Origin of the sequence: Streptomyces sp. AA1529, from assembly GCF_000280905.1 — a bacterium.
In the GTDB taxonomy this organism is placed as follows: Bacteria; Actinomycetota; Actinomycetes; order Streptomycetales; family Streptomycetaceae; genus Streptomyces.
Genome location: NZ_ALAP01000083.1, coordinates 16,417 through 41,564 on the forward strand (window position 1 = coordinate 16,417; position 25,148 = coordinate 41,564).

Annotated in this window: 19 protein-coding genes and 2 pseudogenes; 11 read left to right on the forward strand and 10 right to left on the reverse strand. The window is 75.2% G+C overall.

What is annotated here, in order from left to right; all coding sequences use genetic code 11:
* Window positions 1-47 precede the first annotated feature (47 nt).
* The 3 genes from A949_RS0124140 to A949_RS0124150 all read left to right on the forward strand — a co-directional run bounded on the left by A949_RS0124140 (window position 48) and on the right by A949_RS0124150 (window position 3,752).
* The gene (locus tag A949_RS0124140) at window positions 48-1,523 is read left to right on the forward strand and encodes a multidrug effflux MFS transporter (protein WP_019358613.1); all 1,476 of its coding nucleotides are present in this window, start codon (window positions 48-50) and stop codon (window positions 1,521-1,523) included.
* Window positions 1,505-2,677, forward strand: a complete 1,173-nt coding sequence (locus A949_RS0124145; protein WP_078565514.1) for a serine hydrolase domain-containing protein — start codon at window positions 1,505-1,507, stop codon at window positions 2,675-2,677. Before A949_RS0124140 ends, A949_RS0124145 begins: the two co-directional genes overlap by 19 nt.
* Before the next feature lie 73 nt (window positions 2,678-2,750).
* Window positions 2,751-3,752: a small ribosomal subunit Rsm22 family protein gene (locus A949_RS0124150; protein ID WP_019358615.1), complete on the forward strand. Its 1,002-nt coding sequence runs from the start codon at window positions 2,751-2,753 to the stop codon at window positions 3,750-3,752.
* A gap of 51 nt (window positions 3,753-3,803) precedes the next feature.
* Here the strand turns inward: A949_RS0124150 and ddaH are convergent, their stop codons facing one another.
* Window positions 3,804-4,610: a dimethylargininase gene (ddaH, locus tag A949_RS0124155; RefSeq protein WP_037707480.1), complete on the reverse strand. Its 807-nt coding sequence runs from the start codon at window positions 4,608-4,610 to the stop codon at window positions 3,804-3,806.
* Window positions 4,611-4,855: 245 nt separating this feature from the next.
* Here ddaH and A949_RS0124160 point away from each other — a divergent pair, with 245 nt between their 5' ends.
* The gene (locus A949_RS0124160) at window positions 4,856-5,470 is read left to right on the forward strand and encodes a TetR/AcrR family transcriptional regulator (RefSeq protein WP_019358617.1); all 615 of its coding nucleotides are present in this window, start codon (window positions 4,856-4,858) and stop codon (window positions 5,468-5,470) included.
* An 89-nt stretch (window positions 5,471-5,559) separates the two neighbouring features.
* On the opposite strand, the gene A949_RS0124165 is transcribed toward A949_RS0124160, so the two are convergent.
* Window positions 5,560-6,441 (reverse strand): glycerophosphodiester phosphodiesterase, encoded by an 882-nt coding sequence (locus A949_RS0124165; RefSeq protein ID WP_237735891.1) that lies wholly within the window; start codon window positions 6,439-6,441, stop codon window positions 5,560-5,562.
* 201 nt (window positions 6,442-6,642) lie between these two features.
* On the opposite strand from A949_RS0124165, the gene A949_RS0124170 reads away from it, so the two are divergent.
* Window positions 6,643-7,473, forward strand: coding sequence for a bifunctional DNA primase/polymerase (locus A949_RS0124170; protein ID WP_019358619.1), 831 nt, complete (start codon window positions 6,643-6,645; stop codon window positions 7,471-7,473).
* Between the two features lie 123 nt (window positions 7,474-7,596).
* On the opposite strand, the gene A949_RS0124175 is transcribed toward A949_RS0124170, so the two are convergent.
* Window positions 7,597-8,565: a hypothetical protein gene (locus tag A949_RS0124175; RefSeq protein ID WP_237735892.1), complete on the reverse strand. Its 969-nt coding sequence runs from the start codon at window positions 8,563-8,565 to the stop codon at window positions 7,597-7,599.
* Window positions 8,566-8,726: 161 nt separating this feature from the next.
* Here A949_RS0124175 and A949_RS0124180 point away from each other — a divergent pair, with 161 nt between their 5' ends.
* Window positions 8,727-9,476 carry a CDP-alcohol phosphatidyltransferase family protein gene (locus A949_RS0124180; protein ID WP_019358621.1) on the forward strand — a complete coding sequence of 250 codons (750 nt, stop codon included), beginning with the start codon at window positions 8,727-8,729 and terminating at the stop codon, window positions 9,474-9,476.
* Here A949_RS0124180 and A949_RS0124185 read toward each other — a convergent pair.
* Window positions 9,436-9,918, reverse strand: a complete 483-nt coding sequence (locus tag A949_RS0124185) for an adenylyltransferase/cytidyltransferase family protein (RefSeq protein ID WP_019358622.1) — start codon at window positions 9,916-9,918, stop codon at window positions 9,436-9,438. The genes A949_RS0124180 and A949_RS0124185 overlap by 41 nt on opposite strands.
* Window positions 9,919-10,089: 171 nt before the next feature.
* Here A949_RS0124185 and A949_RS0124190 point away from each other — a divergent pair, with 171 nt between their 5' ends.
* The 3 genes and pseudogenes from A949_RS0124190 to A949_RS36745 form a co-directional block, all read left to right on the forward strand.
* Entirely contained in the window at window positions 10,090-11,478 is a 1,389-nt protein-coding gene (locus A949_RS0124190; RefSeq protein ID WP_019358623.1) for a glycosyltransferase, read from the forward strand.
* A complete protein-coding gene (locus A949_RS0124195) occupies window positions 11,475-13,181 on the forward strand; it encodes a hypothetical protein (RefSeq protein WP_019358624.1) in 1,707 nt (568 codons plus the stop codon). The genes A949_RS0124190 and A949_RS0124195 overlap by 4 nt, the downstream gene beginning before the upstream one ends.
* 77 nt (window positions 13,182-13,258) lie before the next feature.
* A pseudogene (locus A949_RS36745) lies at window positions 13,259-14,503 on the forward strand (hypothetical protein); the annotation flags it as partial.
* On the opposite strand, the gene A949_RS0124205 reads toward A949_RS36745, so the two are convergent.
* Entirely contained in the window at window positions 14,472-16,103 is a 1,632-nt protein-coding gene (locus tag A949_RS0124205) for an O-antigen polymerase (protein WP_019358626.1), read from the reverse strand. The pseudogene A949_RS36745 and the gene A949_RS0124205 overlap by 32 nt on opposite strands.
* 180 nt (window positions 16,104-16,283) lie before the next feature.
* On the opposite strand from A949_RS0124205, the gene A949_RS0124210 reads away from it, so the two are divergent.
* Window positions 16,284-17,480, forward strand: a complete 1,197-nt coding sequence (locus A949_RS0124210) for a glycosyltransferase (RefSeq protein ID WP_019358627.1) — start codon at window positions 16,284-16,286, stop codon at window positions 17,478-17,480.
* A gap of 52 nt (window positions 17,481-17,532) precedes the next feature.
* Here the strand turns inward: A949_RS0124210 and A949_RS34360 are convergent.
* From A949_RS34360 to gmd, 4 genes and pseudogenes are all read right to left on the reverse strand, one after another.
* A pseudogene (locus A949_RS34360) lies at window positions 17,533-18,360 on the reverse strand (glycosyltransferase family 2 protein); the annotation flags it as partial.
* Between the two features lie 73 nt (window positions 18,361-18,433).
* Window positions 18,434-18,964, reverse strand: coding sequence for a hypothetical protein (locus tag A949_RS0124220; protein ID WP_019358629.1), 531 nt, complete (start codon window positions 18,962-18,964; stop codon window positions 18,434-18,436).
* Window positions 18,961-21,048 carry a CBM96 family carbohydrate-binding protein gene (locus tag A949_RS0124225; RefSeq protein WP_019358630.1) on the reverse strand — a complete coding sequence of 696 codons (2,088 nt, stop codon included), beginning with the start codon at window positions 21,046-21,048 and terminating at the stop codon, window positions 18,961-18,963. The genes A949_RS0124220 and A949_RS0124225 overlap by 4 nt, the downstream gene beginning before the upstream one ends.
* 173 nt (window positions 21,049-21,221) lie before the next feature.
* Complete coding sequence (gmd, locus tag A949_RS0124230) at window positions 21,222-22,238, reverse strand: GDP-mannose 4,6-dehydratase (protein ID WP_019358631.1); 1,017 nt, start codon at window positions 22,236-22,238, stop codon at window positions 21,222-21,224.
* 171 nt (window positions 22,239-22,409) lie between these two features.
* Here gmd and A949_RS0124235 point away from each other — a divergent pair, with 171 nt between their 5' ends.
* Entirely contained in the window at window positions 22,410-23,399 is a 990-nt protein-coding gene (locus tag A949_RS0124235) for a GDP-L-fucose synthase family protein (protein ID WP_019358632.1), read from the forward strand.
* A 148-nt stretch (window positions 23,400-23,547) separates the two neighbouring features.
* Here the strand turns inward: A949_RS0124235 and A949_RS0124240 are convergent, their stop codons facing one another.
* Window positions 23,548-25,095 carry a sugar transferase gene (locus tag A949_RS0124240; protein ID WP_078565515.1) on the reverse strand — a complete coding sequence of 516 codons (1,548 nt, stop codon included), beginning with the start codon at window positions 25,093-25,095 and terminating at the stop codon, window positions 23,548-23,550.
* Window positions 25,096-25,148: the final 53 nt, after the last annotated feature.

The following is a 25,148-nucleotide window of genomic DNA, read 5'->3' on the forward strand; positions in this document are numbered from 1 at the left end:
ATTCCTGGGAGAATGTTCGGGTCCGTGACAAACTCCTGGAGAGGTGCATGACCAAGACCGGCCCCCAGCAACCGGCCGCCGTACCCGCCGACACCCCGCAGCACCGGCACCACCCGCAGCATCCGCAACACCCGCACCCCGCGGCACCGTCCGCGATCGGCGCCCGCACCGTCCGGGAAGCAGCGTCCGCCACCGCCCCGGCCGCGGCACCCGAAGGCACTGCCCTCGAGGGCACGGCACCCGAGGGCGCGCAGTCCGATCCCCCGGGGTCCGCCTCCACCGGGTCGGGCACCGCCGCGGCCGCCGCTCCCGAACTGACCCGGCGCCGGCGTGCCGGGCTGCTGCTCACCCTCATCCTCGGCGGGCTGACCGCGCTCCCGCCCCTCTCCATCGACATGTACCTCCCGGCCCTCCCGGAGGTCAGCGGGGCGCTCCACATCCCCGCCGCCGGCGCGCAGCTCACCCTCACCGCCTGCCTGGTCGGGCTGGCCGTGGGCCAGCTCGTCGCGGGGCCGATGAGCGACCGCTTCGGCAGGCGCCGCCCGCTGCTGGTCGGCATGGGCTGCTACATCCTGGCGAGCCTCGCCTGTGCGCTGGCCCCCACCGCCGCCACTCTCACCGGCTTCCGGCTCGCCCAGGGACTCGCGGGCGCCGCCGGGGTGGTGATAGCCCGCGCCGTGGTCCGCGACCTGTACGACGGGCTGGCCATGGCGCGGTTCTTCTCCACCCTCATGCTGATCTCCGGCACCGCACCGGTCCTCGCCCCCGTCCTGGGCGCCCAGGTGCTGCGCTTCACCGACTGGCGCGGTGTCTTCTGCATCCTTGCCGGGATCGGTCTGCTGCTCGTCCTCGTCGTGCTGCGCAAGCTGCCCGAGACGCTGCCGGCCGCCCGCCGGCACAAGGGCGGGCTGCCGGACGCGCTGCGCACCATGCGCGGACTGCTCGCCGACCGGGTCTTCAGCGGGTACCTGCTCGCCTCCAGCCTCGCGTTCGCGGCGCTGTTCTCCTACGTCGCGGCCTCGCCGTTCGTCGTCCAGGAGATCTACGGCGCCTCGCCGCAGACCTTCAGCCTGCTGTTCATGGTCAACTCCCTCGGGCTGGTCGCCTTCGGGCAGCTCAACGGGAAGGTCCTGGTCGGCCGGGTGTCCCTGGACCGGGTGCTCGCCTTCGGACTGTGCATGGTCGGCGCCGCGACCGTGGCGCTGCTGGTGATGACCACCGGCGTGTTCGGGCACGTGGGGCTGGCGCCGCTGGCCACCGCGCTGTGCGTGCTGATGTCCGGGATGGGGCTGATCATGCCGAACGCCAACTCCCAGGCCCTGATGCGCACCCCGCACGCGGCGGGCTCGGCCTCGGCGCTGCTGGGCACCTCGCAGTTCCTCGTCGGCGCCGTCGCCTCCCCGCTGGTCGGCGTGGCGGGCGAGCAGACCGCCGTGCCGATGGCGCTGGTCCAGTTCGGCGCCGTCGCCCTCGCCGCTCTCGCCTTCGTGGCACTCTGCCGCCCATGGCGCGTACGAGACTGAGGAGCGTGGCCTCCCTGGACGGTGCCGAGGCGCGGCGCCGCTTCCGGGAGAAGGCCGGGCTCGACCACGGACGGCTGGCCGCGCTGGCCGACAGCACCGACGCACTGCCCGCCGCGGGCTGGTGCGCCGGTGCCGTCGTGCTGGCCGGCCGCGGGCCCTGCGTCGCGCTGGAGCACGCCACCGGCTGGGCGCTGCGGTACGCCGCCTGGGATCCCGCCGCCGGGCTCCCGGTCGAGCTGCCGCGCCAGGAGTGGCTGCCCATGCGGGTGGACACGGTCTTCGACCTCGCCTCGCTCACCAAGCTGTTCACCGCCATCGCCGCCCTCCAGCAGATCGAGCGGGGCACGCTCGCACTGGACGCGCTCGTCGCCGACCACCTCCAGGCGGGCGCCGCGCCGGTCACCGACCACGGCATCACCGTCCGCCAGCTGCTGACCCACACCTCCGGGCTCCGTGCCGAGCTGCCCTTCTACGAGCACAACACCGCCGAGCACGCGGAGCTGCTGTGGGCCGAGAAGCCGCTGACCGAGCCGGGCTCGACCCACCTGTACTCCGATCTCAACCTGCTGCTGCTGGAGAGCGTGCTGTACCAGGTGACGGGCCGGACGCTGGACGTGCTGGTGCGGGAGGGCATCACCACACCGCTCGGGATGCGGCACACCCGCTTCAACCCGCCCCGCACCTGGCGCACCCGGATCGCCGCGACCGAGGACATGCGAAGACCCTGGGCCAAGCTCAACCGGGGCCTGGTCCACGGCCGGGTCCACGACGAGAACGCCTACGCCATGGGCGGGGTGGCCGGGCACGCCGGGCTCTTCTCCACCGCCCGCGACCTCGCGGTCCTGTGCCGCACCCTGCTGTCGGGCGGCTCCTACGGGCCCGCCCGCATCCTGGCGCCCGCCTCGGTCGCCCAGCTCCTGGAGCCGCCGGGCCTCGGCTTCCGCACCGGCGCCCCCTGGTTCATGGGCGAGCTCGCCGGGCCCGGCTCCCGGGCCGCCGGGCACACCGGCTTCACCGGGACCAGCCTGGTGCTCGACCCGGTGACGGACACGTTCCTGGTGCTCCTCGCCAACACCGTCCACCCGGTGCGCCGGCCGCCCGACAGCGCTCCGCGCGCCGCCGCGGCCAGCCTGCTGGCCCGCGCCGTGCGGTGAGCGCCCCCGCCGGGCCCCGGCGGCGCCCGGCGCCGCCGGAGCCCGCCGCCGGCGGACTTCCTAGACTGGAGGGGTGATCGAGCAAGAACTGCGCGGCGCGCTCGCCGCAGCGCTGGACGGGCTGCCCGCGCGGCGGGCGTCGGGCGCCGTCGAGCGGCTGATCGCCCACTACCGCGGGGAGACCCCCACCGGCGCGCCCGTGCTGCGGGACGCCGCCGACGCGGCCGCCTACGCCGCCTACCGGATGCCCGCCACCTTCGCCGCCGCCTCCGCCGCGCTGGCCGAGCTGGCCGACCGCGCCGGGGACTGGACGCCCGGCAGCCACCTGGACGTGGGCGGTGGCACGGGCGCCGCGGTGTGGGCGGCCGAGCGCGTGTGGCCGACTGAGCGGGCGGCCCGTGCGACGGTCGTCGTCGACTGGGCGGAGCCGGCCCTCGCGCTGGGCCGCGGGCTGGCGTCCGGGGTGGCGGCGCTGCGCGGGGCCGAGTGGCGCCGCGGCTCGCTGCGCGGTGGCGGCGGTACGGCCGGTGGCGGCTTGCCGGAACCGGCGGCCGCCGATCTGGTGACCGTCTCCTACGTGCTGGGGGAGCTCGCCGAGGCGGACCGGCACGCCGTGGTGGACGCGGCGGCGCGTGCGGCGCGGGGCGCCGTGGTGCTGGTGGAGCCCGGCACCCCGGAGGGCTATCTGCGGATCCGTGCGGCCCGGGACGCGCTGCTGGGGGCGGGGCTGCGGGTGCTGGCGCCGTGTCCGCACGACGGGGCCTGCCCGCTGGTGCCCGGCCAGGACTGGTGCCACTTCGCGGTGCGGGTCGCCCGCTCCTCGCTGCACCGCCGGGTGAAGGGCGGGGAGCTGCCGTACGAGGACGAGAAGTTCAGCTACGTGGCGGCGGTGCGGGAGACGGTGCCGGGTGCCCCCGCGGGCGCCCGGATCGTCCGCAGGCCGCAGCTCCGCAAGGGGCAGGTGCTGCTGGACCTGTGTGAGGACGGCGGCGCCGTGCACCGCCGTCCCGTCACCAAGCGGGCGGGCGCCGACTACCGCGCGGCCCGCAAGGCCGCCTGGGGCGACCCGTGGTGACCGCGCGGCACGGTTCCGCGGCCCGGGGCCGCTCAGCAGGCCCGGAGCCGGTCAGGACCGCAGTTCGGCGGTGACGCACTTGACGCTGCCGCCGCCCTTCAGCAGTTCGGTCAGGTCCACCGGCACGGGCTCGTAGCCGCGGTCCCGCAGGGGCGCGAAGAGGCCGGTGGCGGCCTCGGGCAGGAAGACGTGCCGCCCGTCGCTGACGGCGTTGAGGCCGAGGGCGAGCGCGTCGGGCTCCTCGGCGAGCAGCGCGTCGGGGAACAGCCGCGCGAGCACGGCCCGGCTGCCGGGGGAGAAGGCCGCGGGGTGGTACATCACGTCCTCCGCCTCGGGGTCCAGTACGCACAGCGCGGTGTCGAGGTGGTAGTAGCGCGGGTCCACCAGGTCGAGGCCGATGACCGGGCGCCCGAAGAACTCCTGGGCCTCGCCGTGGGAGAGCGGACTGCTGCGGAAGCCGCGCCCGGCCAGCAGCCAGGAGGCGGTGACGGCGAAGTCGCCCTCGCCCTCGTTGATGTGCGTGGGTTCGGTCACGTCGCCGAAGCCGTGCGCGCGGTACCAGTCGCGGTGTGCGGCCGCCTCCCCGGCGCGTTCGGGGTGCGCGAACCGGGCGCCGAGCACGCGGCCGTCGACGACGGTCGCACCGTTGGCGGCGTACACCATGTCGGGCAGCTCCGGTACCGGGTCGAGGAGTTCGACGGTGTGCCCGAGGGCGCGGTAGCGGTCGCGCAGCGCCTCCCACTGGGCGAGCGCGAGGGGCAGGTCCACGGGCTTGCCGGGGTCCATCCAGGGGTTGATGGAGTAGGTGACGCGGAAGTGGGACGGAGGACACATCAGATAGCGACGGGTTGCGTACATCTCAGGCTCCTCGGGGAACGTGCGTGATGCGGTGCGCCCATGGTGCTCCCTGAGGAGCCTGTTCGTGTGGATTGCCGGTCAAGTACGTGTGAGTGCCCGGCGGCGGGCGGGTCACCTGCGGGACTCCCGGAGCCTGCACGGCAGTTCGCGCTGCTGCGCCGACGGGTCGTCCCCGCCCGCGGGAGCCCCTGCGCCGCCGCCTCCTGTCAAGACGGTTCGTCTCGAATCGCTGCTAGATTCGGTGCATGCCCTCCCCGACCCCGAGGAATCCCGGCGTCTCCCGCCGCAGCGCGCACTCCCGCACCGCGATCCTGCGGGCCAGTGTCGAACTGGTCGGCGAGGTCGGGTATCCCAGGCTGACCATCGAGGCGATCGCGGCGCGGGCCGGAGTCGGCAAGCAGACCATCTACCGCTGGTGGCCCTCCAAGGCGGCCGTGCTGCTGGAGGCGTTCACCGACCTGGTCCACACCGAGGAACACGGCGGCCTCCCCGACACCGGAGACCTCGAGGCCGACCTCAAGTCGGTGCTGCGGGCCACCGCGGACGAGTTCTCCGACGCCGGGTTCGAGGCGCCCTACCGCGCACTGGCCGTCGCCTCGGCCGCCGATCCGGAGCTGGCCGAGCAGTTCGCCGCCCGGCTCCAGGACCCCGGCCGGGAGCTGTACGCGGAGCGGTTGCGCGCCGCGCAGCGTGCCGGGCAGATCGACCCCGACGTGGATCCCGGCCTCGCCGTCGAGCTGCTGCTCGGCCCCTTCCAGCAGCGCTGGCTCAACCGCACCGGCCCGCTGACCCACGAGTTCACCGACGGGCTGGTCGAACTGGTCCTGCGGGCGCTCACCCCGCGGCCCGCGGCGGACTGAACCCCGCGCCGCGCCGGGGACCGCACGGCGCACGGAACTCCCGCCGCCGGTCTCCCGCCGCCGGTCTCCCGGCTCGGCACCCGCCGCCGCTACGGCTCCACCCCGGTGGGCGCCAGGCTGCCCGGCCGGTCGGTGACGATGCCTTCGCAGCCCAGCCGCAGCATCCGGTCCCGGGCCGCGCGGGTGTTGACCGTGTGCGACCACACGTAGCCGATCCCCGAGCGCACGGCCCTGCGCACGTCCCCGGCCGCGGCCCGGTGGTCGATGCTGAGCATCGTCACATAGTCCTTCCAGCGCTCGGGGCGGTCGCCGGCCGCCTGGCGTGCCGAGCGCCACACCGCCGTCAGCAGCCCCTCCTCGTGCGCGGCGGCGGCCACCCGCGGATCGTTGGACTCCACCAGCACCGAGCGGGTCAGATGCCGCTCGCGGATCAGCCGGGCGAGCCGCGGCAGCCCCTCGGGGTCCTTCAGCTCCAGCATCAGCAGGATGTCCCCGCCGAACCGGTCGAGGATCTCGCGCGCGGCCGGCGGACGCTCCGGCCGCCACTGCCCCGGCAGGCTGCTCTTCGGGGTCAGGCGCACCTTCTGCCACGCCTTCCAGTCGAGTGCGCCGACCCTGCCGTGCTGGTCCGTGGTGCGGTCCAGGGTGTCGTCGTGCATCGCCACCAGCGTGCCGTCGCGCAGTCGGCGGATGTCGGCGTCCAGGACGTGTGCGTAGCCGCGCCGCCGGGTCGCGGTCATCCCCTGCATGCTGTTCTCCGGGACCTCCAGGGCGCCGCCGCGGTGTGCCGTGACGGTGGTGCCGGACAGCCGGGAGAGCCGCGGTGCCACCGTGCGGCCGACCCCCTGCTCGGGGGCCGAGGGACCGCTGCGGCCGGCGGGCGCGGCCGAGGCGGCCGGTGCGGCCGGTACCGCGACGAGAGCCAGGGTGAACAACGAGACCATCGGTGCAAGAGCCGCCTTTGTCGCCATGATCCCAAACTAGGGGCGAAGCGGGCGGACCGCCGGGCAGCGCGTCCGGCCGGGTGGCGTCCCGACCCCGGCTGCCGCGGCCGCCGCCGGGAGGAGCAGGATGGCGGGGGGACGTCGGCGATCCGTGGAATCCGCCGCAGCGCGCCGCGGGGCTGCGTACCCTCGGAGTTCATGGTTCCCGGTCGCGGAGTGAGGCGGTAGATGGAACGCGAGAGCAGGATCGCCCGATGGCTGCGCCGCCGGGCCGGGCACGGCACGACCGAGCCGTCCGGCACCGGCTCCCCGGCGCAGGGCCGCGGCGCGGGGGGACGGCGCTGGGGCGGCCGCGGAAACCGGCCGGCCGCCGCGGCGGAAGCGGCCCGGGACCGCGAAACGCTCCTGCTCGCGGCCGCCGGGGCCGGGTTCCCGCTGGCCCCCGCCGCTCACCCGTCCGGGTACGGCTGCTCCTGTGTGCGGATCGGCTGTCCGACGCCCGGCAGGCACCCCGTCTCCTTCGCCTGGCAGACCCAGGCCACCACCGACCGCGCCCAGGTCGAACGCTGGCTGCGGGCCGAACCGGAGGCCAACTTCATCACCGCCACCGGCCGCGCCCACGATGTGCTGGACGTCCCGGCCGAGGCGGGGTACGCGGCGCTGGCCGTGCTGGAGGAACGGGAGCGGGCGGCGGGCCCCGGCGCCGAACCGGAGCTGGGACCGGTGGCGCTGCACGGCGGCGACCGGATGCTCTTCTTCACCAAGACCCGGGGCACCCCCGAGGACGAGGACGAGTGGTGGCCCTGCGAGCTGGACAGCCACCCCGAGACGATGGAGGAACACCCCGGACTGCGCTGGCACTGCCGGGGCAGCTATGTGCTGCTGCCGCCCTCGCGGCTGCCCGACACGGCCGAAGGCGTCCACTGGCTGCGCCCCCCGCAGGAGGGGGACGCGCTCCCCGAGCCCCTCGCCCTGCTGGAGACCCTCACCGACGCCTGCGCGGAGTACGCCGTGACGGTGGAGGGTCTGGAGCAGCACACCCCCTGGCCGGTGCGCTGAGGTCCGGCGCCGACCGCCACCGGGCGGCACCCCGTTCCGGCCGGTGGCCCCGCGGCTCCGCGGCCCGGTGTGGTGCGCATGCCGCACCCGGGCCGGGGGCGGCCCCGGTCCGGCGGTGCGGGCTCACTCGCCGCGCGCGGCGGTCAGCCCTTCGATGCGGCTCAGGAAGTCGACCTTGCCGCCGGAGCCGTCGCCGGACTTCCCCCGCGCCTGCTCGGCCGGAACGGTGACGGCCTGCTCCGAGACCCGCACGAAGGTCACCGACTGCTTCGGCGTGCCCGACATCATCGCCTTCACCAGCGGGTCCTTGATCTGCGGTTTGTATCCCCGCGGCAGCGTCTGCTTGTGGTGGTGCAGGGTGGTGAAGAAAACCAGTGCCCCGCCGTCCTTCGTGCGCAGCCCGAACGGCGCGTACTGCGGCGGCTGCGCGGCCCGGTCGGCGAACTCGTTGCGCACGTTCTCCTGCTTGAGTGCCTTCTTCCGCTTCTCGCGCAGCGCGGTCGTGTGCCGCCCGGCGGCGAAGTCGTCGCCCGCGCCCTCCTGCAGATAGCGGGTGTAGCGCTTGCTCAGTTCGTCCGGCGGGACGGTCAGCCCGGAGCCGCCGCCGACCGGCACTGCCTTCACCCGGCCGTGTTCGTCCCGCGCGAAGCGGGGGATCCGATCGGGTGCCACGACCGAGAGGTAGGACGCTTTCCACGGCCCGTCGGCCCGCTGGCGCTGGAAGACGAAGAGCCAGCGGCCCTGCCCCTTGCGGTTGCTGCGCGAGTCGGTGACGAAGAACTTCGGCCAGCCCGCCTGTTCGGGGATCAGATAGCGGGTGTCGGTCAGCTTCAGCGGCTGGTAGTCCGGGTTCCCCTTCGGGCGGACCTCCTTGCGGGACTTGAGGCCCGCCTGGTCGATGGCGCCGAGGGCGCCCGTCTCGATCCGGGCGTTCAACCCGGCGTCGTAGGCGGTGTTGGCGCGGTTGTTCTTCGCCACGAAGGTCTTGAGCACCTTCGCCGCCTCGGCTTGGCTCAGCGCGGGGACCACGGCGCTCTCGCCGTGCACGGTCACACAGCCCGTGAGCGAGGCGAGCAGTGCTCCGGTCGTCACGGCCGCTGCCAGCGGTATGCGCGGGGGCTTGCCAGCCCTCAACCCCTTCACCTGTTCCCACCCTCCCGGTGCTGTCGGCGAAGGCACCCTACCCTGCGGGGTCTGGCATGCCGCGCGGTGCCTGGCCCAGTATGCGCGGCAGGACGACCGAGGGGGCGTACATGGTCCAGGCCACGGAGGCCGACGCATTCGGTACGGCGCTGCGCCGGTTACAGGGCGCGCAGAAGACGGCCAAGGGGGTCTCGCTCTATTCGCGGTACCTCAACCGGCCGCTCGGCGGGGTCTTCGCGGCCGCCGCGTACCGCGCCGGACTCGGCCCGAACCAGGTGACCCTGCTGAGCGCGGGGTGCAGCTTCGCCGGGGTGGCGGGCGTGGCGCTGGTGCGGCCGTCCTGGGCGCTGGGCGCGGCCGTGTGGGCCGCGCTCTTCGTCGGCTTCGCGCTGGACTCCGCCGACGGGCAGCTCGCCCGGCTGCGGGGCGGCGGCAGCCCGGCGGGGGAGTGGCTGGACCACGTGGTGGACTGCGCCAAGATCACCGGGCTGCACTCGGCCGTGCTGATCTCCTTCTACCGCTTCGCGGAACTGCCGCACCCGAGCTGGCTGCTGCTGCCGCTGGGCTTCCAGCTGGTGGCGGTGCTGATCTTCTTCGGCGGGCTGCTCACCGACAAGCTCCGGCCCCGGCCGGACCGTCGTGCTGCCGCGCCGCCGCCGGACGCCGCGCCGCCCTCGACGCTGCGGGCCGTGGCGCTGCTCCCGGTGGACCACGGGGTGTTCTGCGCCGTCTTCCTGCTGCTCGGCGCCCCGGGGCTGTTCCGCGCCGGGTACGCCGCCCTGTTCGCCTGCTATGCGCTCTTCCTCGCCGCGTTCGCGGTCAAATGGTTCCGGGAGCTGTCCGCCCCGCCTCCGGGGTGACCGGCGCGGCCGGGCCGGACGGGGCGGCCAGCGCGTCGAGTGCGCGCCGCAGCTGAGTGCTGGAGGTATGCATGGTGTACGGGAAGTAGACGACCTCTACGCCGACCGTACGGAAGTCGGCCTCCAGCTTCTCGCCCTTCGGCGTACCCCGCCAGTCGTCCCCCTTGAACAGCACATCGAATCTGACCTGCTGCCAGGTCTCCAGCTTGTCCGGGACCGTCTCCACGAACGCCGCGTCCACGAACCGGATGCTGCGGACGATCTGCAGCCGCTCGACGAGCGGGATCACCGGCGGGCGCCCCTTGGCGCGCTCGGCCATCCCGTCCGAGACCACGCCCGCGACCAGGTAGTCGCACCGCGAGCGGGCGTGCCGCAGCAGATTCAGATGGCCGACGTGGAACAGGTCGTAGGCGCCGGGTGCGTAGCCGACCGTGTGGGTCATGTGAAGTCCCCCCAGGACGCATGCCGTTGGCCGCGCCGCGGCCCTCCCCGGCCGCCGCGCATCGCAGCATGCAACCACAACCGGCGGGAATCAGGCACAGGTCGGCGAATGCACGCACGGCAGGCGTTACGCTGCCCCGGGGGAACGAGCGGCGGACCTGTGGGGGGATCCATGGTGAACGGCGACGCGGTGCCCGGGGACGGGACCGCGCCCGGTGGGCTGCGCGAGGAGGCAACCGGGCGCCGGGTGCTGCTGGTCTCCACCAACTACGCACCCGAGCAGGCCGGCATCGGGCCCTACGCGGCCCAGCTCGCCGAGCACTGGGCCGCGCGCCCGGACTGGGACGTGCACGTCCTGGCCGGTATGCCGCACTACCCCGCCTGGCGTACGGACCCCGCCTACCGGGGCGTCTGGCGGGCCACCGAGGAGCGGGGCGGAGTCCGGGTGCACCGCCGCAGGCACACCGTCCCGCCCCGGCAGACCGCCGCGCGCCGGGCGCTGTACGAGGCATCCGTGCTCGCCCACGGGCTGCTCGCCCCGCCCCGGCTCGGCGGCCCCCCGGACGCCGTCGTCGCCCAACTCCCCAGCCTCGCGGGCGGACTGCTGGGCGCCCGGCTCGCCCGCCGGGCCGGAGTGCCGTTCGTGCCGGTCGTCCAGGACCTGATGGGTGCCGGGGCGGCGCAGAGCGGCATCCGCGGCGGCGACCGGGCAGCCGCCCTCGCCGGTTCCGTGGAGCGCCGGGTGCTGGCGGCGGCCACCCTGGTCGGCGTCATCCACGAGAGCTTCACCGAACGGGTCACCGCGCTGGGCGTCCCGGCCTCCCGCATCCGTACCGTGCCCAACTGGACACACATCTCCGCCCCGTCCCGTCCCCGCGAGGAGACCCGCTCCCGGCTCGGCTGGCGGCCGGACGAGACGGTGCTGCTGCACTCCGGCAACATGGGCCTCAAACAGGGCCTGGACGTGCTGATCGGGACCGCCCGGCTGCTCCGCGGCGAGCGGTTACGCATCGTCCTGATGGGCGACGGCAACCAGCGCCGCCACCTCGACCGGCTGGCGGCCCCGCTGCCCGGCGTCGAACTGCTGCCGCCCGCCGACGAGGCGGACTTCCCCGAGGTGCTGGCCGCCGCCGACGTGCTGGCCGTCACCCAGCGGGCCTCCGTGCTCGACATGAGCGTCCCCTCCAAGCTCACCTCCTACTTCGCCGCCGGGCGCCCGGTCCTCGCCTCCGTCGCCGGGAGCGGCGGCACCGCGGGCGAGATCCGCCGCTCCGGCGCCGGGGTCCTGGTACCGCCCGAGGACCCCGCGGCGCTCGCCGACGGCCTCCGCGGCCTGGCCGCCGACCCCGCCCGCGCCGCCGCGCTCGGCGCCGCGGGCCGCGCGTACGCCACCGGCCACCTGGGGCGCACCGCTGCGCTGGTCCGGCTGACCGCGCTGCTCGAAGAGGCCCGCGCCCTGGCCCCCGCATCCGGCGGCCACCGCACCGGCCCCCGCGCCCGGCCCGGTCCGCGGCGGGGCGCCGCGGCGGGCGCCGTCCGGCAGCAGGGCGGGCCGGCGTGAGCGGCCACGCCGCGCCCGGCGGCGACGAGCGGGATCCGGCCCCGGCCGTCCACCCCGACGACGAACCCGACCTGCTCCGCGACCAGTTCCGCCAGCTCCTGCGCTACCGCTGGCTGATCGCGCTCGGCATCGCCCTCGGCGTCCTGGGCGGCGGCTGGCTCGGCGTCAGCGGCGCCGACTCCTACACCGCCACCACCGAGATCACCGTGCGCCCGCTGCCCCTCGACAGCAGCGGCGCCGCCTCGGCCGCCGGCGGCACCAGCATGGGCTCCGAGCGGCGCACCGCGCTCAGCAGCGTCGTCGCCGAACGCGCCGCGGACGCCCTGGACTCCGGGCGCCGTCCCCAGCAGCTGGCCGCCGATCTCCAGGTCACCAACCCGCCCGACACCCGGATGCTGCGCTTCTCCTACACCGCGCACAGCCCGCGGGCCGCGGCGCGCGGCGCCAATGCCTTCGCCGCCGCCTACCTCGGCAACCGCGAGCAGGACGCCGAGGCGCGCGCGGCGAGCATGGTCGACTCCTACGAGAAGCAGCGCGAGCCGCTGCTGAAGGAGCGCGACCGGCTCGCCGAGGAGATCGCCTCCTCCGGCCGGGAGGGCGCGCTCGACGGCACGCTCTCCGCGCACTCCTCCGTCGTCAGCCGCATCGCCGAACTCAACGGCAGCATCAGCGACCTGCGCGCCGAGGACACCACCCCGGGCCGCGTCGTCACCGAGGCCGTTCCGCCCGACGCGCCCGCCGGTCCCGGACTGCCGCTGCTGCTCGGCCTCGGTGCCGCCGTCGGTGTCGGCCTCGGCCTGCTCGCCGCCTGGGTACGGCTCGTCTTCGACCCCGCCGTCCGCACCCCCGGCGACGTGGTGCGCGCCCTGCACGCGCCGGTACTGGGCACCCTGCCGCGCCGGCGCGGGCGCCGCCGCGAGAAGCGGGCCGAGCGCCGTGCGCGCTCCCGTCCGCTGCTGGCCGGCGGCCGGCTCGCCGAGGAGTACCGCTCGGTCGCCTTCCGGCTCGCCTACGACGAGACCTTCGCGCGGCGCCGCCGCGTCCTGGTCGTCCCGCCGCGCGGCGGCATCGGCACCGCGCTGGCCGCCTCCGTGAACCTGGCCGCCTCCTTCGCCGAGATGGGCAAGGAGGTGCTGCTCCTGGAGGCCGATCTGCGCACCCCCTCGCTCACCGAGCGGCTGCGGCACGCGGACGGCCTCCGGCCCGGCTGGGCCCGGGCGCCCGGCCACGGCACCATCGGCTGGCCCGCCGGGTACCGCGTCCCGATCGACGCGGGCGAGTCGGGCGTCTTCGACCTGGTGCCCGGACACCGCGTCAGCAAGGTGCCGCGTGCGCTCACCTCCTCGGCCGTCAGCCGGCTCATCGGGCACGCCGACGACAGCGACTCCGTGCTGCTGGTGCTCGCGCCCGCCGTGCTGTCGTACGCCGACGCCATCGCGCTCATCGACCGGGTCGACTGCGTTCTGCTCGTCTGCGACCCGCGCGAGGTGCGGCGCGACGACCTGGCCCGGGTGCGGGAGCTGGTCGCCGGCGCGGGCGGCTGCGTGCTCGGTGCCCTCCTGCACTCCGAGGGCACCGGCGGCGACTCCGGGCGCGGCGGTGCGTCCGGCCCCGCCTCGCCGCCGGACCGGGGCCTGCCACCGCGCCCCCACCCCGCGGAGTTCGTCCGCGAGGGCGTCGGTCTGCGGGTGCTGGACCGTTGAGCGCTTCCGGCGGCTGACGAGAGGGGATCCGGGTGCAGCACCCCGGCGGCGGTCCGGCGCGGGAGCCGCAGCGGCGGATGCCGCGGGCCCGCACCGCGCTGGTCTGCTCCGTCGCCGACCAGGGCGTGGCGGCGGCGACGAACATCGCCGTGCTGGTGGTGGCGGCGCGCCGGTCGGACGTGCACGCCTTCGCCACGTTCTCCCTCGTCTACACCGTCTTCACCGTGCTCCTCGGCCTCACCGTCGCCTATGTGGGGCAGGCCCTCGTCCTGGAGCGGGGCGCGCCGGAACGCGTGGCGCGGGCCTGCCGTTCGGGGGTGGCCTTCACCGCGCTGGCCGCGGCGGCCCCGGCCGTGGTCGCCGCGCCCGTGCTGTGGGCGGTCGGCGGCCGCACCGGCACCGCGCTGGCCGCGCTGGCGCTGGTGCTGCCGCTCGCGCTGACGCAGGAGACCACCCGCTACGCCTTCGCCACCCTGCACCGGCCCCAGTACGCGCTGCTCGCCGACGTGCTGCGGCTGGCGGCCGTCCTGCCCGCGCTCGCCGCCCAGCCGTCCGGGGCCGGTGCGGCGCGGCTGCTGCTGGCCTGGGGGGCCTCGGCGCTGCCCGCGCTCGCGGTGGCGCTGTGGCTGCTGGGGCGGCACACCCGGGGCGCGGGCCAGGACCCGGCCCGCTGCCTGCGCCGGGACCACCTGGGCCGCCGGTTCGCCGTCGAGTTCGGGGTGGGCAACGCCGGCAGCCAGCTGGCCGTCATCGGCCTGGGGCTGCTCGCCGACCCGCTGGCGGTGGGCGCGCTGCGCGGCGCCGGCACGCTCTACGGGCCGATGAACGTGCTGTTCAACGCCGCCACCGGGTTCGGCCCGCCGCTGCTGAACCGGACCGGCAGCGGACGACGAGCGGCCCGCGCCGCGGCCGCCGCGGGAGGCGTGCTCGCCGCGGTCGCCGCCGCCTGGACGGCCGTTCTGCTGCTGCTGCCGGACGGCTACGGGCGCGCGCTGCTGGGCGACACCTGGGCCTCCGCGGCCCGGCTGCTGCCCGCGACCGGCAGCCAGTACGCGGCGATGGCCCTGGGCACCTGCGGGCTGCTGACGCTGCGGGTGCTGCGGCCGCGCACGACGCTGCCCCTCCAGCTCGTCTTCTCCCTCGCCTCCGTCTGCTGCCTGCTGGGCGGCTACGCGCTGGGCGGGGTGCCGGGCGCGGCCTGGGGACTGTGCCTGGGCTCCGCGGCGAAGGGGACGGCCAGTTGGCTGCGCGCGGCCCGGCTGCTGCGCACGGCGGCGGCCCCGGACGGTATCAGCGCGCCCGGTCCGGCTCCGTCCGCTCCCGGCCCCGACCGGGCCCCTGGGGCGGCCCGGGCCGACGAGGGGCCGGAAACCGGTCCCGCCGGGGCGGGGGAACCTGCCGGTCCCGTGGACCCTGCCGGTTCTGCCGGTCCTGCCGGAACGAGCTGACGAACAGCAGGCACAGCACCGCGATGGCCACCCGGCCCATGGCCTGGAGCAGCGAGCCGCGCAGCAGGATGAAGCTGTAGCCGGCGACCAGCGGCACCGCCACCGCCGCCACGCTTCCCGGCCCGGCCCCCTCCCGCCGCCTTCGCGGACCGGGGCCCGCCGCGGCCTCCTCGGCGGTGCGCCGTGCGTAGCGCCGGTCGGCGCGGGCGGCGCCGTAGCCGACGGCGGCGAAGCCCAGCGCCATGCCCAGCGGACCGAAGTCCAGCCACAGTTCGGCCCACAGCGGCGAGGAGAGGTTCGGGTAGGGCATCCCCATCCAGGTGCCCACCCGGGTGCCCGGGTCGTGCGGCTTGCCGTCCCACACCGAGCGCGGCACGAAGAACAGTGCGGTGCCCGCCAGTTGGCGCCCGTAGCTGTGGCCCTCGCCCGACTCGGCGAAGGTGACGGTGTTGGCGAACATGCCCGCCTGGTCGTAGTCCTTCATCGTCAGCGGTTCCAGCAGCGAGTCCGTCGCCTGCCGCGGCCGGTCGGCGCCCTCCTCGTAGCGGAACCGGTCGGCGAACGGGAACACCACCAGAGCCACCGCCACCCCGGTCGCCAGCGCGGCCCGGTACATCACCGGGCTGCGCGGGAAGGCGGTGAACAGCAGCGAGAACAGCACTGTCAGGAACCAGTACCGCGGGTTGGAGACCGGGTTGTTGACGACGGCGTTGAGCGCCAGCATCACCAGCCACAGCACCGGGACCAGCGGTCTGCGGCGCGCCGCGCGGGAGACCACCAGCCGCCGGGTGAGGAAGAGCAGTGCCAGCAGCGCCGGTACGGTGCCGAACCCGCGCAGGAACGCCGAGCCCGCCTGCGAGGCGGCCTCCGCACCGCCGAGCGTCTCGCTGATCTCCTGCCGGTTGCTGAAGAAGACGCCCGGCCCGTCCAGCCGGGCGATCAGCAGTCCGCTGCCCGCCAGCGCCAGCGCGCACAGCGCGTACAGCCTGCGCGGCCGTACGACCGCCGCGGGCCGGCGGCGCTCGTGCATCCGGCTGCGCAGCGGCGGCCGGTGGCGGGCCAGCAGGGCGCCCACGTCGAAGGCGACGAGGCCCGCCAGCACCAGCGCCGAGGCCAGCACGGTGTCCGCACGCGGTCCGACCACCGGGGTCGGCGTGCTGTCCAGCACCGTCTGGGCCAGCGGCGCGATCCCCATGGCGATGTAGCAGAACAGCCAGAACGCGCCCTGGATGAGCCGGCGGTGCGCGGTCAGCACCATGGCCGCCAGCCGGGTGCCGGAGTAGGCGCAGGTGGCCGACTGGAGCCAGAAGGCGGCGTCGTGCGGTCCGGGCCCGGGCTGGGTGGCGACCGCCGCGGGCAGGACCGCGACGAGTGCCGCCACCAGTGGGACGGCCAGCGCCCGGGACAGCACCGCGCGGGGCGCCGTCGCGGCGAACCGCTGCCGCGGCGCGGGGGCCGAGGTGCCCGCGCTCATCGCCGCTCCCGGCTCCGGCGCCGCCCCGCGACGGCGGGAGGCGGAACCCGTGGGGGCCGCAGAACCCGTGGGGGCCGCGGAACCCGTGGGGGCCGCGCAGGCCGGGAAAACCATGAAAGACCGGGGCGAAAGCAGCTGTACCGGCTAATATCATCGGCACGGCCAGGGGAGGGGACACCGTTGAAGGTGCTGCACATCGTCACGCTGCACACGCCCACCCACGACTTCGGCGGCCCCACCCGGGTCGCCCTGAACCTGTGCCGCGGGCTGCGGGCGCGCGGCGACCGGGCGGCCCTGGTGGCGCTGGGCGACGGATTCCCCACGGACCGACCGCTGCCGCGCACCGTGGACGGGGTTCCGGCCCGCCTCTTCCAGGCCCGCCATCTGCTGCCGCGGTTCGAGGTCAGCGGTATCACCTCGGCGGCGCTGCTGGCGGCGGCGCCGCGCATGCTGCGCTCGGCGGACGTGGTCCACGTCCACCTGATGCGCGACCTGGTCACGCTCCCGGTCGCGCTGCTGGCCTCCGCGCTGGGCCGCCCGCTGGTGCTGCAGACGCACGGGATGATCGACCCCACCGAGAAGCGGGTGGCCCGGGCCGTGGACGTGCTGGGGCTGCGCCGGGTCCTGCGCAAGGCCGACGCCGTGCTCCACCTCACCGGGCAGGAGCGGGAGCTGACCGAGGCGGTGGTGGCGCCGGAGCCGATGGGGCCGGCGTACCGGCTGGTCAACGGTGTCACCCCGCAGCCCGCCCGCGACTCCGGGCGGGCGCCGGGCCGGCCGCCCACGGTGCTGTACTGCGCCCGGGTGCAGGAGGGCAAGCGCCCGCAGGACTTCGTCGGGGCGATGCCGACGGTGCTGGCGAAGTACCCCGGGGCGCGGTTCGTGCTGGCCGGGCCGGACACCGGCGCGCTGGCCGGGGAGATGCTGGCGCGCGCCCGCTCGCTGGGGGTCGGGCACGCGCTGGAGTACGTGGGCGCGCTCGACCACGCGGGTGTGCTCGCGCGGCTGCGCGAGAGCGAGGTGTATGTCCTGCCGTCCATCAAGGACGCCTTCTCCGTCTCGGTGCTGGAGGCGCTGTCGGTGGGGCTTCCGGTCGTCGTCACCCGCACCAGCGGGCTGGCGCCCGACGTGGCCGCGGCGGGCGCCGGGCGGGTGGTGGACAGCGCGCCGGACGACCCGGGGAACGGGGCCCGGATCGGCCGCGCCGTGCTGGAACTGCTGGACGAGGAGGCCGGTGCCGCCGCGTCCCGGGCCGCCTGGCAGTTGGCGCGCGAGAGCTTCACCCTCGACGCGGTGGTCGGGACCCTGCGGGAGGTGTACGGGCAGGTGCGGGACCGGGCCGGGGCCGCCGCCCGCCCGGTGCCGACGACGCGCTGACCGCGCCCGGCTCCCCGGGACCGCCCGGCCCTGCGGCATCGCCCCGCCCTGCGGCGGCCGCCTCGCGGGCCTTGAGGCCGATCTGCCAGCGGTAGAAGCTCATCGCCAACGCGTAGTCCAGCCCGGCCCGGCCGTCGAGGAACCCCCGCTTCCAGCCGTAGGCGTAGGCGAAGGACACCAGCGGCTTGAGCGGGGCCCGGTGGAAGAGCCGGCCCTGCCGCGTCTTGGCCTGCCGGATCTGTTCGCGCACCACCGGGTGCGCCTCCAGCCACGCCTCCCAGTCCGAGTACCGGTTGTGCCGCTCGAACCAGGTACGCACCGGATCCAGGTCCCGGTGCTCGATGGGGGAGCGCAGCCGCACCACCGGGTCGGCCAGCGGCTGGTAGTGGCCCTCCTGTTCGCCCATGCCCGGTGCGGCCAGGTCGTCGGGCTCGGGGAAGCGGCAGCGGGTGCGGTCCAGCAGCACCCGTTTGACGATGGTGTGGCCGTGTCGGAGCCGGCGTCCGGCGAACCAGTAGCCGAGCGGGATGTCGAACGCGGCCGGACGCAGCGTGCGCCCGGGCGGCGGGCTGAAGAGCTGCCGCAGCTCGGCCAGCAGTTCCGCGCTCGGCGTCTCGTCGCCGTCGAGGAAGAGGATCCAGTCGGTCCGCGGGTGGACGTGCTCCAGGCACCACTGCTTCTTCTTCGGGTATCCGCCGTCCCAGGTGTAGGGCAGCACCTCGGCGCCCTCCGCCGCGGCGAGCGCGCGGGTGTCGTCCGTGCTGTCCGAGTCGACCACGACGACGTGCGCGAAGTGGTCGATCACCGACCGGACGGTGCTGGCGATGTTCTCGGCCTCGTTCCGGGTCGGTATCGCGACCACGACGGGCAGTTTCTGCACGGGGGCTCTCTCCGTAGCTTCCTGGGACGGCACTTCTCGGGTTCTCGGGTGGCATCCGGGGGCCGGCGGCGGGTCACTTCCGGCCCGCCGCCTCGAGCAGCGGCTCGAACCGCGGGCACAGGTGGTGCACGGCGGGCCCGGCGTTGTCGATCTCGCCCGCCTTCAGCGCGCTGATCGCGTCCTTCCTGCTCGCCTCGGCAGTGCTGCGCAGCCGGGCGCAGGCGGTGCGCCCGGCCTCCAGCACCGCGGCCGGCTCCAGCCCCTGCGGCACCCTGCCGACCAGATACTCCTTCTCCTTCTCGGTGAACGAGCCGGTGGCCGGGGAGAGCGAGGCGCGCGGGACCTTCGGCACGTCCTCGTCCCCGGGCTCTTCCGGGTCCTGGGTGTCCTTCGGGTCCTCCGGCCGCCCCTCCCGCCCGTCCCCGGGCGCCGGCTCGTCCTCCGGCGCGGCGGAGGTGTCCTCGCCGGCTCCTGCGCTCTTCTCGGCCCGGGGGCGTTTCGCGGCCTCCCCGCCGTCGTCGCCGCCCGCGCCGCAGCCGGCCGTCAGCACCAGGACGGCCGCCACGAGGGCTGCCGCCGCCGGTGCCGCCCTGCGGGCGCTCACGGCTTCCTGAAGGTCAGCGTGAGCTTGGGGCCGGTGCCCCCGGACTCGCGGGCCGCCAGCCACAGGCTGTCGCTGCCCGTACCGGTGAGCGCCAGGTCGAGGTTCTCGCCCTCCGCGTCGCTGACGGCGTCGGTGCCGAGCGGAATGTCGTAGGCCGTGCTCCGCTCCGGCGCGCCGTCCAGCGAGCCCAGTGCCGTCGAGCCGACCGAGGGCCGCTCGGCCCAGGTCACCCCGGTCTCGCTCCAACTGCCGGTGACGGGGCGGACCGTGACCGTGTCCGTGCTGGCAGCGTAGCTGTCGCCGCTGGTGGTGACGGTGAGCCGGGCCTTGGCCAGCTCCATTCCGTCGGGCGCGGACGGCACCGCGAAGCGCGCGTAGCTCTCGTAGGGGGCGGAGCCGCGGACGGCGAGCTGCATATGGGTGCCGTAGGCGGAGTTGACCGAGGAGCCGTTCACATAGGCGTCGGCACTCGCCTCCCGCTCCACGGTCGTCTCCGAGGGCGTGCCCGGGGTCCGCACCTCCGCGCCCGCGGAGCGGGAGCTGGTGTTGGCGTCCCCGTCGTCGCTCGCGGTGACCCGGTAGGTGTAGTCCGTGCCGGAGTCGGTGGTGGTGTCGGTGAAGCTGACCGTGGGCCGGTCCCAGAACGCGGAGTTCGCCCGCACGGTGCCCACCGGTTCGGAGCCGCCGTTGCGGTAGACGCGGTAGGTGAGGGTGCGGTCGTCCAGGTCGGTACTGGCCGGCCAGGACACCCGCACGCCGCCGAGGACGTTGGCCGCGTTCACGTCCTCCGGGACGGTCGGGGCGCCGGTGTCGGGCCCGTTGGCGAACCGCACCAGGCCCTGCTGCGGTGTGTTGCCGTTGCTGGCGATGCGCGAGAACGCGCCGCCCACCCACATGTAGTCCTTGCCGCCCCGGGAGGAGACCACCATGGCGCGCGGCCCCACCTGCTCCACGTTCAGCGGGCCGTCGTCGGTGTCCGGGAACCAGGACAGCAGCGGGGTGGGGTCGTCCACCGACTCGGCGAGCAGGTGCTGGCGCTCGTGGAGTTCGCCGAACTCGCCCATGCTGGAGCAGTCGTGCGCGTGCGAACTGCTGTAGAGCACCTTCTTGTAGACGGTCACGTCCTGGGTGGCGCCCAGACAGGTGTCCCGCCAGCGCTGCGAGAAGTCGTCCAGGTTCAGCGCGATCCGGCCGTCGAACACACCCCCGCCGGTGCCCTCGTTGGCGGTGTAGATCCCGGTCTCGTCCGCGTACAGCCCCTTGACCACCGAGTTGCGCGGCACGAAGGAGCGCCCGTAGCCGTGCTTGAGCGCGCCGGAGTCCGCGTCCACGACGGCCAGCGCGTGCGAGTCGGTGTTCCGCACGCGGGCGAAGTCGCCGCCGAGCACGACGCTGCGCCCGTCCGGGGTGACCTCGACGGCCCGTCCCGTCGCGTCCGCGTCCGCCTTCCAGGACCGCAGCTCGCCGTCCGTGCTCAGCGCCGCGAACTTGCCGCGGCTCTGCCCGTCCACCGAGGTGAAGGCGCCGCCCAGGTAGACGGTGTCGTCGGTGGCGGCCAGCGCGTGCACGGTCGCGGAGACCGACACGTTGAACTCGGGCTTCACCGTGCAGCTGGGGATGTCGATCGCGGCGACCCGGCTGACGTAGGTGCCGTTGACGGCGGCGAAGTTGCCGCCCGCGTAGAGGGTCTCGCCGTCCGGCGAGACGGCCAGCGCCCGGACCGTCGCGGTGCCGCTGCCCACGGTGAAGTCGAGCCGGCAGTCGGTGGGGGCGCCGGTCGCGGCGTCGAACGCCGCGAAGTTGACGGCCTGCCGCTCGTCGGTGCCCGCTTCCGCGCCCGGCGGCCGGACGGCGGAGAAGGTGCCGCCCGCGAAGACGACGCCGTCGGACTGGGCCATCGCCCACACGACGCCGTTCGTCTGCCAGGTCGGTAAGTCGTCGGCCGTCATCGCCACCGGCGGGGTGAGCGCGTGCGCCTGCGGGGTGCCGCGCTCGGTGAGGGCCGGGCCGATCAGCGCGGCGGCCGCCAGGGCCAGGACCGCTGCCGCCGCCGTGACCGTGCGCGGGGCCGTACGTCGTTTCATCTGCTGTTCCCCACTGTTCGCTGGTGCCTGGTGCCTGGTGCCTGGTGCCTGGTGCCTGGTGTCCGGTGCGTCGCCGTCGCCTCTTCCGCGGGCTTCGGCAGTGCCGCGCGGTGCGCTCTGCCGGCCGGCCGCCGCGGTGCGCGGCGGGCGCGGGGTGTCCCGCGGCGCGGGCGTCAGCCGCGGTCGACGCGCACCGCCTCGCCCGAGAGTTCCGCCGCGAGCGCGGAGATGTCGGCCTCGACCATGATCCGCGCCAGCTCCCCCCACGTCACCCGCGGTTTCCAGCCCAGTTCGGCCTCCGCTTTGGCCGCGTCGCCGACCAGCGCGTCGACCTCGGACGGCCGCTGGTACTTCGGATCGAACCGCACATGCTCCCGCCAGTCCAGACCGCCCGCCCGGAACGCCTCGTGCAGGAACTCCCGTACGGTGGCGGCGACTCCGGTGGCGACGACGTAGTCGCGGGGCTCGTCGGCCTGCAGCATCCGCCACATCGCCTCGACGTACTCCGGCGCGTACCCCCAGTCCCGTACCGCGTCCAGGTTCCCCAGGTACAGGTGCCGCTGGAGCCCGGCCCGGATCCGGGCGACGGCCCGGGTGATCTTGCGGGTCACGAAGGTCTCGCCGCGGCGCGGCGACTCGTGGTTGAACAGGATCCCGTTCACCGCGAACAGGTCGTACGCCTCGCGGTAGTTGACCGTCGACCAGTAGCTGAAGACCTTCGCGCAGCCGTAGGGGCTGCGCGGGTGGAACGGGGTGGCCTCGTGCTGCGGAGGCGGCGCCGTGCCGAACATCTCCGAGGACGACGCCTGGTAGATCCGGGTGTCGATCCCGCTGGCCCGGATCGCCTCCAGCAGCCGGACGGTTCCCATGCCGGTGACGTCGCCGGTGTAGAGCGGGGAGTCGAAGGAGACCCGCACATGGGACTGTGCGCCCAGGTTGTAGACCTCGTCGGGCCGCAGGTCGCGCAGCAGGTTGACCAGGGCGACGCCGTCGGCGAGGTCCGCGTGGTGCAGCACCAGCGAGCGGCCCTCGTCGTGCGGGTCCTCGTACAGGTGGTCGATGCGGCCGGTGTTGAAGGACGAGGAGCGGCGCAGCAGGCCGTGCACCGTGTAGCCCTTTCCGATCAGGAGCTCGGTCAGGTACGACCCGTCCTGCCCGGTGATGCCGGTGATCAGTGCGCTCTTGGCCATCTGCCGTCCTGGTGGGATCGGTGGTGCTGACTGGTGAGGGGCGGTGAGTGGTGGTGACGGGGCGAGGAGAGGGAGGGGGAGCGGTCGCTTCCGCCGGAATCGGCCGATGATTTCCAGGCTTTTGTCTGTCACCTCCCGCAATGGGAGTGCCGACTGGCAGAATCCGGCAGCATGGAGCCGACGCCGCACCCCGCCACGCCCGCCCGCACCCCGGCCCCGGCAGGCGCTCTGCTGCCGCCCGGTGCCCGGGTGTTCGTCGCCGGACACCGCGGTCTGGTGGGCTCCGCCGTGGTCCGCCGGCTGGCCGTCGAGGGATACGAGGCGCTCACCCTCGACCGCGCGGCGCTCGACCTGCGGGACGCGGAGCACACCCGGCGCCGGCTGCGGGCACTGCGCCCGGATGCGGTGGTGCTGGCGGCGGCCAAGGTCGGCGGCATCATGGCGAACGCCACCCGGCCCGTGCCCTTCCTGGAGGACAATCTCCGCATCCAGCTCAGCGTCATAGCCGGGGCGCACGCCGCGGGCGTGCCGCGGCTGCTCTTCCTGGGCTCGTCCTGCATCTACCCCAAGCACGCGGCGCAGCCGATCACCGAAGAGGCCCTGCTCACCGGCGCCCTGGAGCCGACGAACGAGCCGTACGCGCTGGCGAAGATCGCCGGTATCAGCCAGATCCGCGCCTACCGGAGCCAGTACGGGGCCGGCTACATCTCGGCGATGCCCACCAACCTCTACGGGCCCGGCGACAATTTCGACCCGGAGACCTCGCACGTGCTGCCCGCCCTCGTCCGCCGCTTCCACGAGGCCGCGCGGGACGGCGCGGAGCGGGTGGTGCTGTGGGGGAGCGGCACGCCGCGCCGGGAGTTCCTGCACGTCGACGACCTGGCGCGGGCCTGTGTGCTGCTGCTGCGGGAGTACGACGACGCGATGCCGGTCAACGTCGGCTGCGGCGCGGATCTGACCATCGCCGCGCTCGCCGAGAGGGTCCGCGACGTGGTCGGCTACCGCGGTGCCGTCGAGTGGGACACCGCCCGCCCGGACGGTACGCCGCGCAAACTGCTGGACGTCTCCCGGCTGTCCGCACTCGGCTTCCGTCCCTCGATCCCGCTGCGGGAGGGCATCCGCTCCACCTACGAGTGGTGGTTGCGCACCGCCGCTTCCTGACGCCTCCCGTCCGCACCCGACCGGGCGCGCGGACGGCGGCCGGTCCGCACCGGCGCGCGGCGCGGCCGCCGTCCGTCGGCGGCGTGCCGGCGCACCCGCGGACGGCCGTGCCGCCGCTCCTCCCCGCTGTGCTTCCGGTGGCCGCATCTCAGTACGCACCCCGCCCGTCGACCACGGCGCGCACCGTGCGGGCCAGCAGGTCCAGGTCCGTGGTCAGCGACCAGTTGTCCGTGTAGCGCAGATCCAGCGCGAGGCTCTCGTCCCAGGACAGATCCGAGCGTCCGCTCACCTGCCACGGCCCCGTCAGGCCGGGCTTGACCAGCAGCCGCCGCAGCGCCGTCGCACCGTAGGCCGCCACCTCGTCCGGCAGCGGGGGCCGCGGGCCCACCAGCGACATCTCGCCGCGCGCCACGTTCACTAACTGCGGCAGCTCGTCCAGGGAAGTGCGGCGCAGTACGCGTCCCAGCCGGGTGATCCGGGGGTCGGCGCGCACCTTGAACAGCGGCCCGTCCCCCTCGTTGGCGGCGGCGAGCTGCGGGCGCAGCCGATCGGCGTCCACGACCATGGAGCGGAACTTCCACATGGTGAAGGGCGCGCCGCGGTGGCCCGCGCGGGTCTGCCGGTAGAGCGCGGGGCCCGGTGAGTCGAGCCGTATCGCCAGGATGAGCAGCGCCAGCAGCGGTGCGAGGAGCACCAGCCCGAGCACGGCTCCCGTCCGGTCGAGCGCCGACTTGAGGGCGAGTTGCGGGCCGCGCCGCGGCGGCGGGTCGACGTGCAGCAGGTGCAGTCCCGCCGCGGTGGACGGGCGCACCCTGCGCAGGGCGACGTCGGCCAGCCCCGAGGAGATCATCAGCGGCAGTCCCGCGTCCTGCACCGCCCAGGTCAGGGTGCGCAGCCGCTGGCCGGACAGCAGCGATCCGGGGGCGACCAGCACGGTGTCGGCGGCGTGCTGCCGGGCGGCGGAGACCACGGCGGCGCCGTCCTGGCCGCCGTCGTCCGGGCCGCGCGGGACGCTCTCCAACCGCCCGGTCTCCGGTACCCCGCTCCGGTTGCCGCCCGGGCCCACCGGAACGGCCCCGATGACGACGTACGGATGGTCGGTGCGGCTGGCGAGCTGTTCGACCACGCGGTCCACGGCGCTGCCCTCGCCGACGACCAGCGCCCGCTGCACCACGTGGGCCTCCCGGCGCCGGCCGAGGAGATGGCGGTGGGTCAGCGCGCGGCAGACCGTGGTGAGCAGCGGCGCGGGGGCGAGCGCCAGCAGGGCGACGGCGGGCGGCGAGTCCTCTCCCGTCAGCACCCGGACGACGGCGAGGAGCCCCAGCAGGGTCAGCCAGTCGTGCAGGGCGGTCAGCGCTCCGCGGCTCTCGCCGAGCCAGCGGCGCCCGTACCGCCGGTGGGCGGCCCGTACCGCCAGCCACATCAGGGTGGCCGTCGCGGTGGCCGGCCCGGTGTGGGGGAGCCCGGCCCGGTGGAAGCAGAGCGCCACCGGGAGAGCGATTCCCGCGGTGTCGACCGTCAGCGCCACCGGCCCGTACCAGCCGGATTTGTCCCGCTCGCCGTTCCGGTTGCCGTCCCGGCCGTCCCGGCCGCCGCGGAGGGCGTGCCGACCCGGGACCGTGTCGCTGCCGCCTCTTCCGGCTCCCGGCCCGGCCGGTCTCCCCACCTCGGACACGAACGCCGCGTCGCGCCGCATGAACCCCCCCAGGTACGCGGAACCCCCACAGCGCACCGAAACCTCCCCGGGCG